Origin of the sequence: Algoriphagus aquimarinus, assembly GCF_900112005.1 — a bacterium.
GTDB lineage: Bacteria > Bacteroidota > Bacteroidia > Cytophagales > Cyclobacteriaceae > Algoriphagus > Algoriphagus aquimarinus.
This window is the reverse complement of record NZ_FOKK01000018.1, coordinates 76,729-91,767: the sequence shown is the minus strand read 5'-3', so window position 1 is coordinate 91,767 and position 15,039 is coordinate 76,729. Positions and strand designations below refer to the sequence as shown.

Annotated in this window: 15 protein-coding genes; 11 read left to right on the top strand and 4 right to left on the bottom strand. The window is 40.7% G+C overall.

Annotated elements, in window-relative coordinates:
* The first annotated feature begins 469 nt into the window (after nucleotides 1-469).
* The 9 genes from BM291_RS18420 (at nucleotide 470) to BM291_RS18380 (ending at nucleotide 10,104) form a co-directional block, all read left to right on the top strand.
* Nucleotides 470-799, top strand: a complete 330-nt coding sequence (locus BM291_RS18420) for a PadR family transcriptional regulator (protein WP_092900185.1) — start codon at nucleotides 470-472, stop codon at nucleotides 797-799.
* 123 nt (nucleotides 800-922) lie between these two features.
* Nucleotides 923-2,917, top strand: coding sequence for a PspC domain-containing protein (locus tag BM291_RS18415; protein ID WP_092900183.1), 1,995 nt, complete (start codon nucleotides 923-925; stop codon nucleotides 2,915-2,917).
* A 62-nt stretch (nucleotides 2,918-2,979) separates the two neighbouring features.
* The gene (locus BM291_RS18410; protein ID WP_092900181.1) at nucleotides 2,980-4,380 is read left to right on the top strand and encodes an MBL fold metallo-hydrolase RNA specificity domain-containing protein; all 1,401 of its coding nucleotides are present in this window, start codon (nucleotides 2,980-2,982) and stop codon (nucleotides 4,378-4,380) included.
* Nucleotides 4,381-4,426: 46 nt separating this feature from the next.
* Nucleotides 4,427-4,894, top strand: coding sequence for a hypothetical protein (locus tag BM291_RS18405; protein WP_092900179.1), 468 nt, complete (start codon nucleotides 4,427-4,429; stop codon nucleotides 4,892-4,894).
* A 912-nt stretch (nucleotides 4,895-5,806) separates the two neighbouring features.
* The gene (locus tag BM291_RS18400) at nucleotides 5,807-6,376 is read left to right on the top strand and encodes an RNA polymerase sigma factor (protein ID WP_092900177.1); all 570 of its coding nucleotides are present in this window, start codon (nucleotides 5,807-5,809) and stop codon (nucleotides 6,374-6,376) included.
* Nucleotides 6,369-7,169, top strand: coding sequence for a hypothetical protein (locus tag BM291_RS18395; RefSeq protein WP_092900175.1), 801 nt, complete (start codon nucleotides 6,369-6,371; stop codon nucleotides 7,167-7,169). Before BM291_RS18400 ends, BM291_RS18395 begins: the two co-directional genes overlap by 8 nt.
* Nucleotides 7,170-7,190: 21 nt before the next feature.
* Complete coding sequence (locus tag BM291_RS18390) at nucleotides 7,191-8,222, top strand: outer membrane beta-barrel protein (RefSeq protein WP_092900173.1); 1,032 nt, start codon at nucleotides 7,191-7,193, stop codon at nucleotides 8,220-8,222.
* A gap of 140 nt (nucleotides 8,223-8,362) precedes the next feature.
* Nucleotides 8,363-9,163 (top strand): hypothetical protein, encoded by an 801-nt coding sequence (locus tag BM291_RS18385; RefSeq protein ID WP_092900171.1) that lies wholly within the window; start codon nucleotides 8,363-8,365, stop codon nucleotides 9,161-9,163.
* An 11-nt stretch (nucleotides 9,164-9,174) separates the two neighbouring features.
* Complete coding sequence (locus tag BM291_RS18380) at nucleotides 9,175-10,104, top strand: DUF4097 family beta strand repeat-containing protein (RefSeq protein ID WP_092900169.1); 930 nt, start codon at nucleotides 9,175-9,177, stop codon at nucleotides 10,102-10,104.
* 130 nt (nucleotides 10,105-10,234) lie between these two features.
* Here BM291_RS18380 and BM291_RS18375 read toward each other — a convergent pair whose 3' ends face one another.
* Nucleotides 10,235-10,924 (bottom strand): DUF5995 family protein, encoded by a 690-nt coding sequence (locus tag BM291_RS18375; RefSeq protein WP_092900167.1) that lies wholly within the window; start codon nucleotides 10,922-10,924, stop codon nucleotides 10,235-10,237.
* 402 nt (nucleotides 10,925-11,326) lie between these two features.
* Here BM291_RS18375 and BM291_RS18370 point away from each other — a divergent pair, with 402 nt between their 5' ends.
* The gene (locus BM291_RS18370; RefSeq protein ID WP_092900165.1) at nucleotides 11,327-11,665 is read left to right on the top strand and encodes a hypothetical protein; all 339 of its coding nucleotides are present in this window, start codon (nucleotides 11,327-11,329) and stop codon (nucleotides 11,663-11,665) included.
* An 8-nt stretch (nucleotides 11,666-11,673) separates the two neighbouring features.
* Here BM291_RS18370 and BM291_RS18365 read toward each other — a convergent pair whose 3' ends face one another.
* Nucleotides 11,674-12,855, bottom strand: a complete 1,182-nt coding sequence (locus tag BM291_RS18365) for a hypothetical protein (RefSeq protein WP_092900162.1) — start codon at nucleotides 12,853-12,855, stop codon at nucleotides 11,674-11,676.
* Nucleotides 12,856-13,054: 199 nt separating this feature from the next.
* On the opposite strand from BM291_RS18365, the gene BM291_RS18360 reads away from it, so the two are divergent.
* Nucleotides 13,055-13,282 carry a hypothetical protein gene (locus tag BM291_RS18360; protein ID WP_139229138.1) on the top strand — a complete coding sequence of 76 codons (228 nt, stop codon included), beginning with the start codon at nucleotides 13,055-13,057 and terminating at the stop codon, nucleotides 13,280-13,282.
* A gap of 54 nt (nucleotides 13,283-13,336) precedes the next feature.
* On the opposite strand, the gene BM291_RS21970 is transcribed toward BM291_RS18360, so the two are convergent.
* Both BM291_RS21970 and BM291_RS18350 read right to left on the bottom strand, forming a co-directional pair.
* Nucleotides 13,337-13,654, bottom strand: coding sequence for a hypothetical protein (locus BM291_RS21970; RefSeq protein ID WP_139229137.1), 318 nt, complete (start codon nucleotides 13,652-13,654; stop codon nucleotides 13,337-13,339).
* 63 nt (nucleotides 13,655-13,717) lie between these two features.
* Nucleotides 13,718-14,914, bottom strand: coding sequence for a coiled-coil domain-containing protein (locus tag BM291_RS18350; RefSeq protein WP_092900156.1), 1,197 nt, complete (start codon nucleotides 14,912-14,914; stop codon nucleotides 13,718-13,720).
* Nucleotides 14,915-15,039: the final 125 nt, after the last annotated feature.

The following is a 15,039-nucleotide window of genomic DNA, read 5'->3' as shown; positions in this document are numbered from 1 at the left end:
GTATGAATATACGTAATGATGCTGTTAGAATTAGATCTCTGTATAAGTAGAGCTTCGGAAGATTCGATTCTTTCTACTTGGTAGGAATGCCATATCTCTGGAAATAACTAAATCCTATCTTGCTTAGGCCTTTTGCAGGAAGAGAAATAGGCCTACGTATTTTATGCAAATCAAGCAATTTGCTGTCCGCTTGCGTACATAAATATGTTCACAATTTTGACTTTGTCAAGAAAGAGCAAACGACTGTTTTCTCTAAAATATTTTTTTTCTCATCCTTACGGAAAAGAGCAAACCTCGATTCAAGTTAATTAAGCTACTTTTTTCTCTTACAATCTTATACCTACTACCTGTTTATCGCAAGGAATTAGGTTATACAAGGTAGCTTGGAAAAGATTGGTATCATTTTTCTTTAGATAGGGTAGAAGGGAATAAGAATGTCCCGAACTATTGAAACACAAATCACCTAACAATGAATGTCGCCAACACACAGATTCAAATGCGCAAAGGACTCTTAGAGTTTTGCGTATTACATATCATTTCCAGAGGCGAGGTTTATACTTCAGATCTGATCGAAGAGCTAACCCAGGCTCAGATGATCGTGGTGGAAGGCACGCTGTACCCACTGCTTAATCGCCTGAAGTCTGCCTCATTGGTTGAGTATCGCTGGGTAGAATCTGAATCGGGACCTCCGAGGAAATACTACTCCATCAAGGAAGAAGGAAAAGCCTTTCTGGGCACACTTTCCAACACCTGGGATTCACTAGTCAATTCCACCCTTCTAATCACCTCAAAGAATTGATTATGATATCGAGCATAACACAGGCAATACACGGAGGGATGATTATCCGAAATGCGAGATTCCTCCCGATCCCGATAGCTATCGGGACTATCGGGATGACCACTGAAAGAAAATTATAAACAGATGAAAAAGACGATAAGTATAAACATCAGTGGTATTCTATTCCACATCGAAGAAGACGGTTACGATACGCTCCGCAAATACCTGGATGCGATCAATCGCCATTTTTCTTCCTATAAAGACAATCATGAGATCATATCTGATATTGAAAACAGAATTGCTGAGATTTTTCTAAGCAATCTGAAAAACAATAAGCAGGTAATCACTGCGGAGAACGTAGATAAGCTCATTGAGAAAATGGGTACTATCGCGGATTTTGCTTCTGTAGAGGAGGAGAAAACTGATGCAGAGCAGGACGAGGAAAATGCTGCTAACGATCAGGATTTCTATAAGTATGTTACGCCTCCAGATTCGGAAAGAAAAGGCTATAAGAAATTGGTGAGGTTGGAAAACAAAAAGATCTTGGGTGGGGTGTGCGCTGGAATTGCACATTACTTCTCGATGGATCCGCTTTGGCCTCGATTGATTGCCATTCTTTTACTATTCTCTGGTAATCTGCGGTTCAACTTTGGGTTCTTGGATATTCTGCCTTTTGACAATTTCAGGATGAACCTAAGCTTCGGCATATTCGCCGCCATAGCCTACATCGTTCTCTGGATCATCTTGCCAGTTTCTTATGAACTAGAGGAAGATAAAAACATCAAGAAACTCTTCAGAAACCCTGATGACAAAGTTATCGGTGGTGTGGCCAGCGGATTGGCAGCGTACTTTGGGGTAGAGGTGATTTACACAAGATTAGCCTTGGTGCTATTAATCCTAGCTGGTGGATCTGGTTTCCTTATTTACCTAATCCTATGGATCATTACTCCTGTGGCGAGCTCCATTACTGAGCGTATCCGCATGAAGGGCGGGGAAATCACTTTGGACAACATAGATTCTACGATTAAGGAAAATATCAACCCTGTCCCAAAAATGCCAGAGTCTAAAACAAGACAAATTCTCTTGACTCCATTTAGAGTAATCGGACAAGTAATAGAAGCAATAGGAAGTGCCTTAGGTCCTTTGGGGAGATTCATCTTAAATGTGATCCGAGTGATCTTCGGTTTGTTTGTCTTCTTTATAGGATTGGGGCTGACCATCGCGCCGATATTTAGTTTGGCTGTGTACATGGGCGTATTTACCAATGATGACTATAGAGTATTAATGGATAATTTCCCAGTGGAGCTATTCTCCAATCTTATCCCAATCTGGCTAGTAGTGGGCGCATCTTTCTTGCTGATTATCCCAGGGATTATCATCATTCTTCTCGGATTGAGTGTCTTGATGCAAAAGAACCTGATAGGAGCAAGATTTGGGTTTGTGGCACTTGGCTTATGGTTGCTGTGCGTAGGTATATGTGCCTTCCAGATTCCATTGATTGTAGCTCAGTTCAAGGAAGAAAACTGGCATAAAATAGAGCATACTCTTCCTTTGACCGATGGGATTATGATTCTAAGACTGAATCCAATCGGAGAGGAATCTACTTTCAACAATGTAAACCTGAAAATTGAAGGTACATCTGATAGTATAGTGACACTTCGGGAAGATTTCTTCTCAAGAGGAAAAACTAAGGCTGAAGCAATGAATAATGCCAAAATGATAGGGTACAACTATACCGTTTTGGATTCCATTATCACCTTTGACGAGGGATATGATGTTTCAAACCTGAGTACATTCCGTGATCAGAAGTTGAATCTGTTCCTAGAGATACCTTATGAAAAACCGTTTATCATGGAGCGCTCACTTCTTGAGATTCTGAGAAACACGATCTACAGAAATGGTTTTAGATCCAATGACCTTTCTCAAAATACGATTTGGACGTTTAACCAGCAAGGCTTGGTTTGTCTGACCTGTAAAGAGGAAGTGGAGGCAGACGAAGATGGGGATTCAGAAGGGGTTAATTTCGAAGTGGAAGAGCCGGATACGGGAGAATTCAACAGAGATCAACTCGACAGCATTAGTAGAGCAAAATATAACCAATCGAAAATTCCGGCAGAAAAAGCTGTAGTAATAGACTAAGTATAGAGGCATCCATTTGGGTGCCTCTTTTTTTGTATCTTTTGATCTAAACCCAAAAGAAAATGGATGTAAGCGTAAAATTTTTAGGAGCCGCAGGAACAGTGACCGGTTCTCGATATTTATTAGATCTAGGTGATTTTGAATTCTTAGTCGATTGCGGGCTCTTTCAGGGAAGAAAGGAATTGCGCCGTAGAAACTGGGATAAATTCCCCATGCCTCCTACTGATATGGAAGCGATTGTGCTCACACATGCGCACATGGATCACATAGGTTGCCTGCCCAAGTTGGTTAAAGATGGCTTTTCGGGACCTATCTATTGCACTGCTGTCACAGCCGAACTGGCGAAAATCCTGCTTTTAGATTCTGGTAAACTTCAGGAAGAGGAAGCAGAATATGCTAGAAAAAAAGGTTATTCCAGACACGAGAATCCAGAGCCGCTGTATACCGTGGAAGATGCAGAAGCTGTGTTTCCACTTTTTGTTCCTCAGGAATTTAAAAAGCCATTTTCCATTCATCCATCTGTGGAAGTCACTTATTACTATGCTGGCCATATTCTAGGTGCTGCTATTACCAAGATTGTGATCAAGGGAGATAAGCAAACCAAGAAGCTTGTTTTCTCAGGTGATTTAGGTCGATATCACGATCCTTTGCTTTTTCCACCCACGCTGATCCCCGGAGCTGACGTGGTTTGGATTGAGTCTACTTATGGAGATCGTATTTCCACTCCCGTGAAACCTGAGGAAGAACTTGCGAGAGCTATCAACGATGTGTTCTCGAGGGACGGATTGGTGATTATTCCAGCATTTGCGGTAGGGCGCACCCAGTTGGTGATGTATTATTTGTATCAATTGATGAAGAAGGGGAAGATACCCAATGTGCCGATTTACCTGGATTCACCTATGGCTATTAACGTGTCTAAGTTGTATCAGGAATTTCACCAAGATCACCAGCTGATTGCAGTGTTGGATAACACAGATCAACATCCATTTCAGCATTCCCAGCTTCATTATTATCGTAAGCAGGAGCAGTCTCGTACGCTCAATGATCTCAAAGGCAAGGCAATTATCATCTCTGCCAGCGGCATGGCAACGGGCGGCCGTGTTCTGCATCATTTGTTTCACCACCTGCCAGATGAAAGGAATGGAGTTGTTTTTGTAGGATATCAGGCAGAAGGAACAAGAGGTAGAAGGCTAGTCAACGGTGACACTGAAGTAAGAATTTACGGTCAGGAAGTACCGGTCAAGGCGAAAATATACAGTGTGGAAGGATTGTCTGCTCATGCTGATCAAAACGAATTGATGGAATGGGCTGAGGGGTTTAGTGATAAGCCAAAACTGGCCTTTATCATTCACGGAGAAGAAAAAAGTGCCTCCGTGCTAGCGCAAAAACTTAAAGATGAATTAGGATGGAATACTGTCATTCCAAATTATTTGGAATCATTTATGCTGTTTGAGGGTATTTGAAAGGCTAGCGTAATTACTCTGCCCAAACCCATTAAACCATCTACTTATGTATAAACTACTAAGACTTATTTTCGCCGCTGCATTTACTTCAATCCTATTTCAATGTGCTCCGTACCAACCGGAAGGGCAAGGCGTGGTCGGACAAGTCACTTGGCTCGAAGGGAATCAGATGCCTACAATAGTGGAGGATGGTGCAAAAAATAAGAAGACAACGATGGGTGAGCCTGTGAAAAGAACGGTGAGAGTCTATCCACTGGTGAAAATCTCTGACGTGACACTAGATGCTGGGCTTTTCAAATCTGTAGCTGCCAAACCAATTACTGAAGTGGAAACAGACGAAAACGGACAATATACCGTCAACCTAAGCCCTGGAAGATATTCTATTCTTACGGTGGAAGAAGGCGGTCTTTTCGCCAGTATTTTTGATGGAGATGGAAATATACAGCCTGTCACTGTGAAAGAAGGCGAATGGACTTTGCTGGATATCGTGGTGAATTATAGGGCGGCTTTCTAATTTGAGAAAATCGAGTACTAGTTGTAGGTCTCCGCATGACAATAAATTTGATCAGGCGGAGACTTTTTTTATGATAACACCTAACCATAGTGGTCACGGAGTAATTCACAGAGAGCATAAGTTATTTCTAGTTATTGGCCATAAAGGGCTGCAAGCCCAGAATAACTTAGCCCAGTCTGAAGGGCTGGGTTATTAAGATAGCGAATCATCTAAAAGCTCTGAAAGAGCGGGATAAAGGATAGTATCAATTACCATACTTGTTTTCTCTTAGTAGAAATCCAAGGTCTATGATTTTGAGATTCTAAAGTATTTCCTATGTATTTGAATAGTAATAATCAATCTCACAATATCAAGCCCGACAAGAAAGCCGATGAAAATCCTATATCCCAAATCTTCAAATTGAAGGAATTGATTCAATGTGGAAAGGAAACCAAAGGATAAGGTTAAATACAAAAGACGGAGTGGGAATTGTCCATAGGTTAACCAAATCCCGACCTTATCTTGTTTAACCAGAAAGTATGAAGAAAAAATGAGTGAAATATAAATCAACAAATTGAGGCCTAGAAAGAACGGGGAATAATGTAAGTCGCGTATTAGGGGGATAATAATATTATAGCTCTGAATCAACGTTAATGCGTCGAGTATACCGAAGAGTGTCAATAGTTTTTTCATGTTCTTCAGAAGGTCCACAGTCAGAAAGTGATATCTTTTCTTTTTAACCCTTAAATTCGATACAATAAAATTGAATTAAAAACGTGATCTTTTAATTCATTGTAAAGCACTTATTTTAAAGTGATTACGATTATGCCTTCCTTTAATCAGTTCATTAATTAAAAATTATTAACTTTTTTTCACGTACCCACGCAACCATTTTTTCAATACGGGCATCTACCTAATTGAAAGCTATATCAAATGTTCAGCAGAGTCAATTTTTCAACCGAATCAGGATTATTACAAGGATGTCTCCAAGGAGACAGATTGGCGCAGCGCCACCTGTATGATCAGTACTCGGGAAAATTCTTGGCCATCTGCATCCGATACTTAAAAGATCGGGAACATGCGGAAGATGTGATGATCGAAGGCTTTATGAAGATCTTCGAAAAACTGCCTCAGTTTCAGTCCAAGGGGAGTTTCGAAGGCTGGATGAAGCGGATCATCGTCACACAGGCTTTGATGACGTTGAGAAGCAACCGTCATCTCATGATGGAGATCAACATGGAAAATGAGACGGAATTTCAGGATCACAACTATGAGCTCAATCACATGGAAACTGAAGATTTGATGAGAATGGTGGAAAGCCTCCCGGTAGGATATCGGACAGTTTTCAACCTCTTCGCAATCGAAGGTTTCTCACACCAGGAAATTGGAGATCTCTTGGGAATCAGCGAAAGCACTTCGAAGTCCCAGCTCAATCGGGCAAGGAATACTTTGAAAGAAAAAATTGCCAGTCAAACACCAAAAGAAAGGAGAATCAATGGCTAAGGAAAAAAATAATCTCGATCAGTTTTTCAAAGAAAAACTCGAAAACCATACAGAAAGACCAAGCGCACTAGCCTGGGAAAGATTGGAGTCTCAGCTTCCTCAAAAATCCAAATCCTACAAAGGAATTTGGTGGGCAGCAGCTGCTTCATTGACTATCCTGTTCACGGTTGGTTACCTAGTATTGCGAGAAAGAGACGTGTCTGTAGAGAAGCCAATGCTTGCTGACAATACAACTGAAGAGGCTATAGAGAAACCAATTCAAACTGAAATTAGCATACCTCAAGAAACGGAGAAAGAGCAAATCGAAATAGAAAATCAGCAGGCAGCTGAGGAATTGAAAACTAAACCAACTACTACTCCAGCTAAAACTAAGCCTGTTGATTCTTCTTCTAAAGTCCAAAAATCACAAGCTGCTTCTCCTCAAAGTCTGATTGCTATGACAGAGAAGAAAGAGGAGCCAAAACAGGAAAAAGTACAGAAGGAAGAAGCCCCAATAATTGAAGTGGAAACGCCAGGGATCTCACAGATGCAACTTCCTCCTTTGGAAATAGAAAAAGCGGTAGCGCAAGTAAGTGAGCCAGTAGAAGCAGAGCCAGCTTACCGGGTGAAAATCTACTCTAGCGGATTGAAAGACGAGCAAAAGGATAAAAATTTAATAGCCGAAATCGGCAAAACAGTGAATGAAGTGGAGGGATTATTAGGCAAAGTAGATCAGGGATTTGCAGACCTGCAGGATGCAAAAAACAACTTGTTCGCCTCGATCACCACCCGTAAACCTAAAGCAGAGAAATAAACTTTACCAACTAGTTTTAAAATGAAAAAATACCTTCTATTATTTTGTTTGATGGCAATCGTGCAAATAGGATTTGCCGGAGCTATGCCATCCCTAGACCACAGCGTATCAAGTGATAGCATTGTGGTAGAATTCGGAAAATCCGGAAGAATCGTAATCATCGTGGATAGCAAAGAAGACTTTGAAAAGCTAAAATTGATGAATATCAATCAGATCATCAGAGAACTTGATCTGGAAGAAAATGAGCAAAGTGGAGAAACCACCATAGTGGAGATCAAGAAGAAAGATGGTTCGTCCAAGCAAGTGGTGAAAGTAACCGAAGATGGAGCGGAAACTGAAGTTTACATAGGAGGAATGCGCCTTCTAGTGGATGAAACTGGAGAAAATACCAAAGTACGTTTTGAGCCTGGAGTGAAAAAGACAAGAGATCCTTCATTTAGAACCTACTTCAATCTTGACTTGGGAGTAAGCAATTTCCTTGAGGACGGCACTTTCCCTACCTCGGATAAACCATATGCGGTGAAAGGCTGGGGAAGCTGGAACGTAGGGCTTAATTGGATGGCTTCACAGCGTATTTCCAAAGGCTTCTATTGGGACTTTGGTTTGGGCTTTCAGTTTTACAATTTCAAGTTTGAGAACAGAGATTTCCAGGCAATCAGAGGTGACGATATGATTGATTTTGTCCAAAGAACAGATGTGGATGGATTCAAGAGCAAAATCTCAGCTTCCTACATTACTGCAATGACTATGTTGGAATTGGACTTTGGGAAAATGAATGACAACGGCAGTAGAGGGGTGAGACTAGCTGCGGGACCTTACATCGGTTACCGACTAGGCGGACAATCCAAGTTTGTATATGAGGAATTAGGTGGATCAGGACGTCATAAAGACAAGCAAGAAACAGGGCTTTATCTTGAGAATTTCAGATACGGCGTACGTGGAGAGCTTGGAATAGGAAGAGTGAAGTTCTTTTCTACTTATGACATGAACGAATTGTTTCAGGATGGCAAAGGTCCAGCACTTAACCCGATCACATTCGGAGTAGTGTTTTAAGGGATTTCATCATCATTATTTGAGTCACATTGAGCGTCCTCGATAGCTATCGGGATCGAAATGAGCTTCGACTCCCTGCCCAGCGTCAGGCGGACGCTCAGTCTGACATAAAACCGAATTTTTAGTCAAAACTTTCAACAATGAAAACTAAACTACTGCCACTAATATTCCTTATCCTGAGCTTAAGCCAAGCTTTTGCTCAGGACAAAGCAGACACGGTGATTTACACCAAATCCAAAATCATCTCAGTCTTTGGAAACGATTGGACTTACAAGTCAAAAGGAGATGGGAAATGGGTTCTCTCGGTTGAGGAAAATGAGGAAGTAAAAATCAAAGACCTTCCTGTAAGAAATCGATTTACTGTAGGGCTTGATTCTGAGCTAGGAATCAACCAAGTGACTCCAGCCGACAGAATGCCTGTAGTAAAGCCTTGGGGATCTTGGTTTTATGCGATCAATATGACTGGTAAAACTAAAATCTCAAAAAACTTCCACCTGTATTCTAGCCTCGGTGTAAACTGGTACAATTTCAAATTGGAAGATAGAAATCTGATTGCGGCTAAAACTCCTAATGGCGTAGAGTGGGAGGAATTTGCTGGGCCTGGCACAGGTACCAAATCCAAGATTTCCGCATCCTATCTCAACTTTACACTGGTTCCGACCATTCTTACGACTAATCAAAAACTTCGTCTTGGACTTGGTGGATATGCAGGTGTAAGAATAGGAGGAAGAGGCAAATTCGTTTACGAAGACGAGAATGGAGACAAGCAAAAGCAGTTTGAAAAGTCTAACATGTATGCAGAAAATTTTCGCTACGGAGCTCGTGCTGAAATCGGAGTAAGCGACGTTACTTTGTTCTTTAATTACGATTTAAACAACCTTTTTCAAGAAAATTTAGGGCCTGAAGTTCAGGCGTTAAGCTTCGGGGTATTACTCAGATAAACACTAGAATTATGAAAAAACTATTCAAATTATCAAGCATGGTTTTAGCCATGATGCTGATCACAGTTGTCAGCTTTGCACAAAAAGTGTTGGTAGATGCCAATAAAAACTACTCCAATATCAAAGCGATAGAGGTTAGTGGTGGCTGGCTGGATGTGTCCTTCACGGGAGGATCTAATTCGGATGTGAATGTGGAAGCTTTCTTGGAATCAACTAATGAAAAGCAAGACATCATTTTTGTGACTGTAGGCGATGTGTTGAAAATCTCCTATGAACAAAGCTCCAGTTCTTCCTCTTGGGGAAATAACAGAAGCAAAGGCTATATCAAAATCACAGGACCAATGAATATTGACCTGGACATGAAAAATTCCTCTGGTACGCTTTCAGTTGATAAAGTAGTAGGAGATCATACTAACTTGAGAGTGTCTTCAGGTAAAATCACAGCCACCAATATCTCAGGTGATTTGACTATCAAAGCGAGTTCAGGCTCTCTGTATGTAGACAAAGTATCTGGAGATGTGGAAGCCGGAGTGACTTCTGGAAATGCCGATATAAGCAATGTAGGGGGAAGCGTAGATTATCAATCTACCAGCGGATCCTTAACAGCAGATCGTGTGAAAGGCCAATTGAGTGTAGCACTTACTTCAGGAAATGCAAAATTGAGTAACATCGGTTCTTTGGGATCGTTGAAGTTTACCTCAGGAAATATCCGAGCTACCAACGCAGGCTTGAGCGGAAAAACTCAGTTCAATGGCACCTCTGGCAATTTCAAAATCCAGACACCATCCAATTTAAAAGACTACAATTTCTCACTTAAGGCTTCCTCCGGAAATCTTAGAGTGGGAGGGATCAACACTGGTAAAAACCTAGAGATCGACAATGATGCCTCTAAGTGGGTGAAGGGATCGATTTCATCAGGAAATATCACGATCGAGAATTAATTAGCTATAATTTTTCAAAAAGGCCAATCCATAAGGGTTGGCTTTTTTTATGAAATTTTTTAACAAAAGGATATCGAGGCTAAAGCTGTGTTGCCGTAATGGCTCATGGGACAATCTGCTGATTATCCAATTAAAAATCTAAAGACAAGAGTCTATTTCGTTTGAGGACACTTTCTTCGATGGAAAGTCGTAAAATTTCCCTCTGATTTTCTTCTCCGATACTGATCATAGCACAGGCTTGATCCCAAACTTCTTTTCTCCAACTCGTTATCAATTTGGAAAGTAGGTATTCGTCCATCCTTCCGAAGGCCTTATCGATCCAACCCATAAGTGGGTCAGCAGGACTGAGCAGTTCGTCTTGTACGCGATCTATCGTGGAGCTAATGATTAGATTGACTTGACAATGGTCTTGATATCGGTGATGTTGATCTTGGGGACTCAACTGATTCCATTCTTCGTTAAGCATGTCATACAACGTTAATACCAAATCATAATTGATATGGGCATTGACGCCCATCAACAGATATTGTACATGACGGAGGTCTTTTTCAGCAGTGTATTGGTGCACTTCCTTCCAGACTTTTGATACAGGCTTGCCACAATCATAGCATGCTAAGGCATCAAAGTAATACTCAGCAAAACTGTGAAGTAGGGTGCTGATCCACTTCGGATCATGGAAAGCCCCTTGATCAAGCGATAGCAACATATTGCCAGTCATCAATCTGTAGCAGCTTAAGAATACCTGACGAGAGTCATTTTGGGTTTTCCAACCTTCTATGAGCTCATCCATACGATGAAGTACTTCGTGGTTATCGGACATGAAAAAGTGGGTTTTCTGAAAGGATTGTACTCTAAAATAGGGAATTATTGTGTAAACATAATTTTTGGAAAGGATGAAAATCTATAAATACACATGGTTTGTAATATAGATTTTGTTTGGTCTTCTTATGCTTTTAAAGCACCCAGCTCTGATGACGTTCTTTGAGTTATGTGAAACAACAAGTTTTTAAAAACTGATATTGCCCATTTAGGGGCGAAACAACCACTTTTGTTAGTTTTTTAACCAATCTGACATGAGTCGGTGAAATCTTAAAATATGTCCCTAATCTATTTTAAGAGTGATTTTGATCATGGAGAGACTTTTTACTCAAGCTTGGTCTTTGACTTGTTTTAAAAATGGGGCAGGTAAATCCTGTATGTTTTAAACCAAACTCTAGAAATCATGAGCACATCCAAATCAATGACTACCTATTCTCAAGTATTGAACCTATTGCCGGCAAAAGGCTATGGCAAAGAATTGAATATACAGCGAGCAGGTGCAAGTTTTGATGACTCTGAAACTATCTACAAGCCGGAGCAACTCAAAATCGTCAAAGTTTACCGATTCGAAGGCGAATCCGACCCCTCTGACATGGCTGTTATCTACCTAATTCATAGCGATTCTGACGAAAAAGGGTTTTTGCTAAATGCCTATGGTACCTATTCCGATGAAGATAACCCTTATTATGATGAGTTTATCAAGGGAGTGCCAGTAGATGAAATAGAAGGTTTTGAGATATGAGTTGTTTCCTAGACCTTTTCTAGGACATCAGTTTCGCCTAATTTTATTATAAATTCAAATACCGTCATACTAGGTGAATCAGGGACAAACTCAATATTTAGAGTGGGTAAATTTAGGCTTTCGCCAGAATTAAGACTCTCGATAACTTCTACTAAGAAGGAGCTTTGGCGTGTGAATATCTCATGTCCTCGTGAAAAAACCAGGACCTTATTCTCTTGTTGGTTGATGACATTTAATCTAAAAGGTGCTTTCAACTTATAGGTTCCTGCCAAATCAATGGTAAATGGTGTAATTCTGGACTTTTTGTCAAAACCACCATTACTTCCTAGTCTCAGTTTTAACCTAGTTACAGCTGCTTCGCTTTCCTTTTGGAAATCAAGAGCGCTTAGCAACTCCGATTCGTCAACATGCTCTAACAAGGAGTTGTTTTCAATATTCACTTTGAGCATCTCTTTGATTAGCCTTTCCTTGATGGTATTTTTTGCTCCTCGACGATAATCAAGGACTAAGCTGACTGAAAACTCTTCAGTGTTAGCCACATGATACATGTCATCGGGAAATGAAATAGCATCTCCAGGCTCTAAAATATATGGAGTAGCAGCGTGTAGTATCTCTTCTACATTATGATAAGATTCTGCGTGATTTGTAAGCTTGTTATAGACATCAGTTTCCCAGATATAGAATATTTTGGTAGCAGGCCCAAGGTGAAATAAAATACCGTCCTCACCGGGACTATCGCGATGCACTCCAAATGGAGTGTAACCGTAGTCTCCCATAAAAAAAAGCGTAGACAAGCCAGCCCAAGGCGTTCCCCTTTTTTCGAGTAAGGGAGCTACATGAATTGCCATTTCCTCCACTATTTCGTTTTCATAAACTTCTAAAAAATTCATGATCAAGCCAAAGGCTTCTCCTTGGAAGAAACGTTTATACCAAGTGGTCAATGCTTCATTATCATGAGGAGGATCGTTTACAAACCTTTCATTTTGTGAATTGTCTTGACGTCTGTCTTTAAAGATTTTAAGCCCATTGAAGGGTTTGTTTGCCTTGGCAAAGTTTCCATTGGCTTTAGAAATAAGCGCTAAAAGTGTTTCGCATTCTTTGATACTGAGTAAGCTTTTCACCATTCCGGGACTTGTTAGCCCACAAGTTTTCACTAATAGCTCATCCCACTTATCGTTTTTCTGATTCATTTTTTTCGTTTTTCGAATTGCGCATTTACGTCTTAAAGTTGACGCCGATAGCTTAAAAGTTCAATTGCGGATTATAATTAAGCAATTACTGAAGTTCTAAAGTAGTTTGAAATTGATCGCCCTGAAAGCAAGGTTAGATTTGTAGTTTGAATGGAATGATTGTTGGCTTTCAATTCAGTAAATCAAAACTAACATGACCATGATTACACTTAGCAATCAACCAACCGGAAATCTGCCACTAAGCTATTTTGGTAAGAAGCACGAAGATGTGGACAAAGGAACTACTCGAAAAACCCCAGGAAATTCAGAAGGTGCTCAGCCTCCTAAGCAAGAAGATTACAGAAAGATCGAAAGGGAAAATGACAGGAAGAACGATCCTCAGGAAGAAACAGTAGACAACGAAGAAAGAGACAAGAACCGAGCTTAGTTACAATCAGCGGGAATTTCCAATAGAGTGCTTTGCGGGTAGAATTTTAAATAATTAATCCAGCTCACCTTTTACACTTTCCGAATTTGAGGTGCTTTCCTCGATGATACTTTCCAGCTTTTCTGCTCGCTTGTGATCACCAGCCCATTGGTATAATTGTGAAGCCTTTTCGCCTGCTTTTTCTACAAAGCCAGTAGTATCCTTTTTGGCTAGCCAGCCAATGAATTTCCGCATGAATTGGAAATACGGGGCCATCAGTAAGGAGGCAAGAGCTATTAGCAACCAACCTACGGGGATAAAAGGTACTAGCAGAGCAACAAGTCCTGCAATCAAAATAAGGGATGCTATAGCTGGTATTATGAATTTTCTCACTTAGTAAAGGTACAAAGTGAGAGTGGAAAGGAGCATAGATTCTTGGAAGATTATCATATCCACCTACTGTCGCTCAATGTACATCACAGCAGAGTCCTCTACATATTTGGCAGGGTTGAAACTCGAGTAGAATTTGTTCCGCAGGTTATTCAGCGGTGTATTCATTGCGAGGATCTTAGAAGTGAATTCTAATGGGAATTTGCCTGGATCGGCGTAGGTTTTCAAAAGGGAATCGTATTGATCTATATTCGCCAGCATACGGGTGGTCAGCTGACCAAATCTCAAACGCAAAGATTGAACTTTGTACATATAGGTTTCCACCTGACCTAGCCATTTGCCTTTGGTTTCAGGCGACCTATCTAGAGTAGCTATTTTATCGGAAATTGATTTTCTGCACTCATTCTTGAACATCTCCCGCTCGGAGTCCAAGGTGGCTCTTAAATACCTGCTTTCGTAGCGCTGCTTGTTGATTGCAAAGTAGACCATCTGCTCATCCAGCAGTTGGGTGTTTTCCTTCTGCAGTTGTTCTAATTCCTGATTGATCAACTTCCATTCGTGATCGATGATTGACTTCTGTTGCTCAAACTGACTGGATATTGTCAGAATTTTAAGCATTTCAGGTGTTTTGTCGTAGAGGTCTTTTTCCTTTTTTCCAAGTGTACCCATCAGACTAGTGACGCCAGAGATGGCTGTATTTACCATAGTGCCATAGAGCGGAACCACGGAAGATGCGGTGGAAATTAGCGTTAGGGAGTTTTGAAGTAAGCCGGTCATCGCATCAGTTTTACCGTCTTTTTCATACCATTTGTCAAATTCAGTTTTCCAGGTGGAAAAAGACTTGTACTGCTGGATTTTACCTATGCTGCCTAGCTGATCAAAGAAAGACTGGGAGGTAAGAAATAATTCGAGGGGTTGAATGTCCCGCTGTATGCTAAGTAACTCAGTGAAAGCCAGCTGTCCGTTAAGATTGATCTTGGTTTTTGGGGCTTCTTCTAAGATTTTCAGTCTGTTGTCCAGCGCAAATTGGAGCTTTTCCAAGTCCTCCATTTTTTCTTTATCGGATGCGGTTTTGTTGTCTGTTGCAGCGAGTTTTTCTGTAAGTCGGTTAACTATCTCCTCGTTATTTTTCAGTTTTTCATTCAGTTCCTTGAGCTGGTTATCCCGGTCAGTTTTGATTTGCTCAGTGATTTCTGTTTGGGCTTGCGCAAAAGCAGCGGAGATCAGAAAAATGAAAAGTAAAAGAGATTTTTTTGAGTTCATTTTATGAATTGAAACGATATGGAGGGTCAATTATTAAGAGTCAATTCTCCTTAGCTAATTTTAGGCCAATTTTCTGGATATTAGACTAGTTATGGAGCTGGTTGAAAGTACTCTTACTAGAAAGT

Coding starts and splice junctions, on each gene's coding strand:
- BM291_RS18395 (WP_092900175.1), top strand. CDS start 6,369: ATGGCTAAGGAAAAAAATAATCTCGATCAGTTTTTCAAAGAAAAACTC.
- BM291_RS18415 (WP_092900183.1), top strand. CDS start 923: ATGAAAAAGACGATAAGTATAAACATCAGTGGTATTCTATTCCACATC.
- BM291_RS18360 (WP_139229138.1), top strand. CDS start 13,055: ATGATTACACTTAGCAATCAACCAACCGGAAATCTGCCACTAAGCTAT.
- BM291_RS18410 (WP_092900181.1), top strand. CDS start 2,980: ATGGATGTAAGCGTAAAATTTTTAGGAGCCGCAGGAACAGTGACCGGT.
- BM291_RS18400 (WP_092900177.1), top strand. CDS start 5,807: ATGTTCAGCAGAGTCAATTTTTCAACCGAATCAGGATTATTACAAGGA.
- BM291_RS18375 (WP_092900167.1), bottom strand. CDS start 10,924: ATGTCCGATAACCACGAAGTACTTCATCGTATGGATGAGCTCATAGAA.
- BM291_RS18385 (WP_092900171.1), top strand. CDS start 8,363: ATGAAAACTAAACTACTGCCACTAATATTCCTTATCCTGAGCTTAAGC.
- BM291_RS18390 (WP_092900173.1), top strand. CDS start 7,191: ATGAAAAAATACCTTCTATTATTTTGTTTGATGGCAATCGTGCAAATA.
- BM291_RS18380 (WP_092900169.1), top strand. CDS start 9,175: ATGAAAAAACTATTCAAATTATCAAGCATGGTTTTAGCCATGATGCTG.
- BM291_RS18350 (WP_092900156.1), bottom strand. CDS start 14,914: ATGAACTCAAAAAAATCTCTTTTACTTTTCATTTTTCTGATCTCCGCT.
- BM291_RS18365 (WP_092900162.1), bottom strand. CDS start 12,855: ATGAATCAGAAAAACGATAAGTGGGATGAGCTATTAGTGAAAACTTGT.
- BM291_RS18405 (WP_092900179.1), top strand. CDS start 4,427: ATGTATAAACTACTAAGACTTATTTTCGCCGCTGCATTTACTTCAATC.
- BM291_RS18370 (WP_092900165.1), top strand. CDS start 11,327: ATGAGCACATCCAAATCAATGACTACCTATTCTCAAGTATTGAACCTA.
- BM291_RS18420 (WP_092900185.1), top strand. CDS start 470: ATGAATGTCGCCAACACACAGATTCAAATGCGCAAAGGACTCTTAGAG.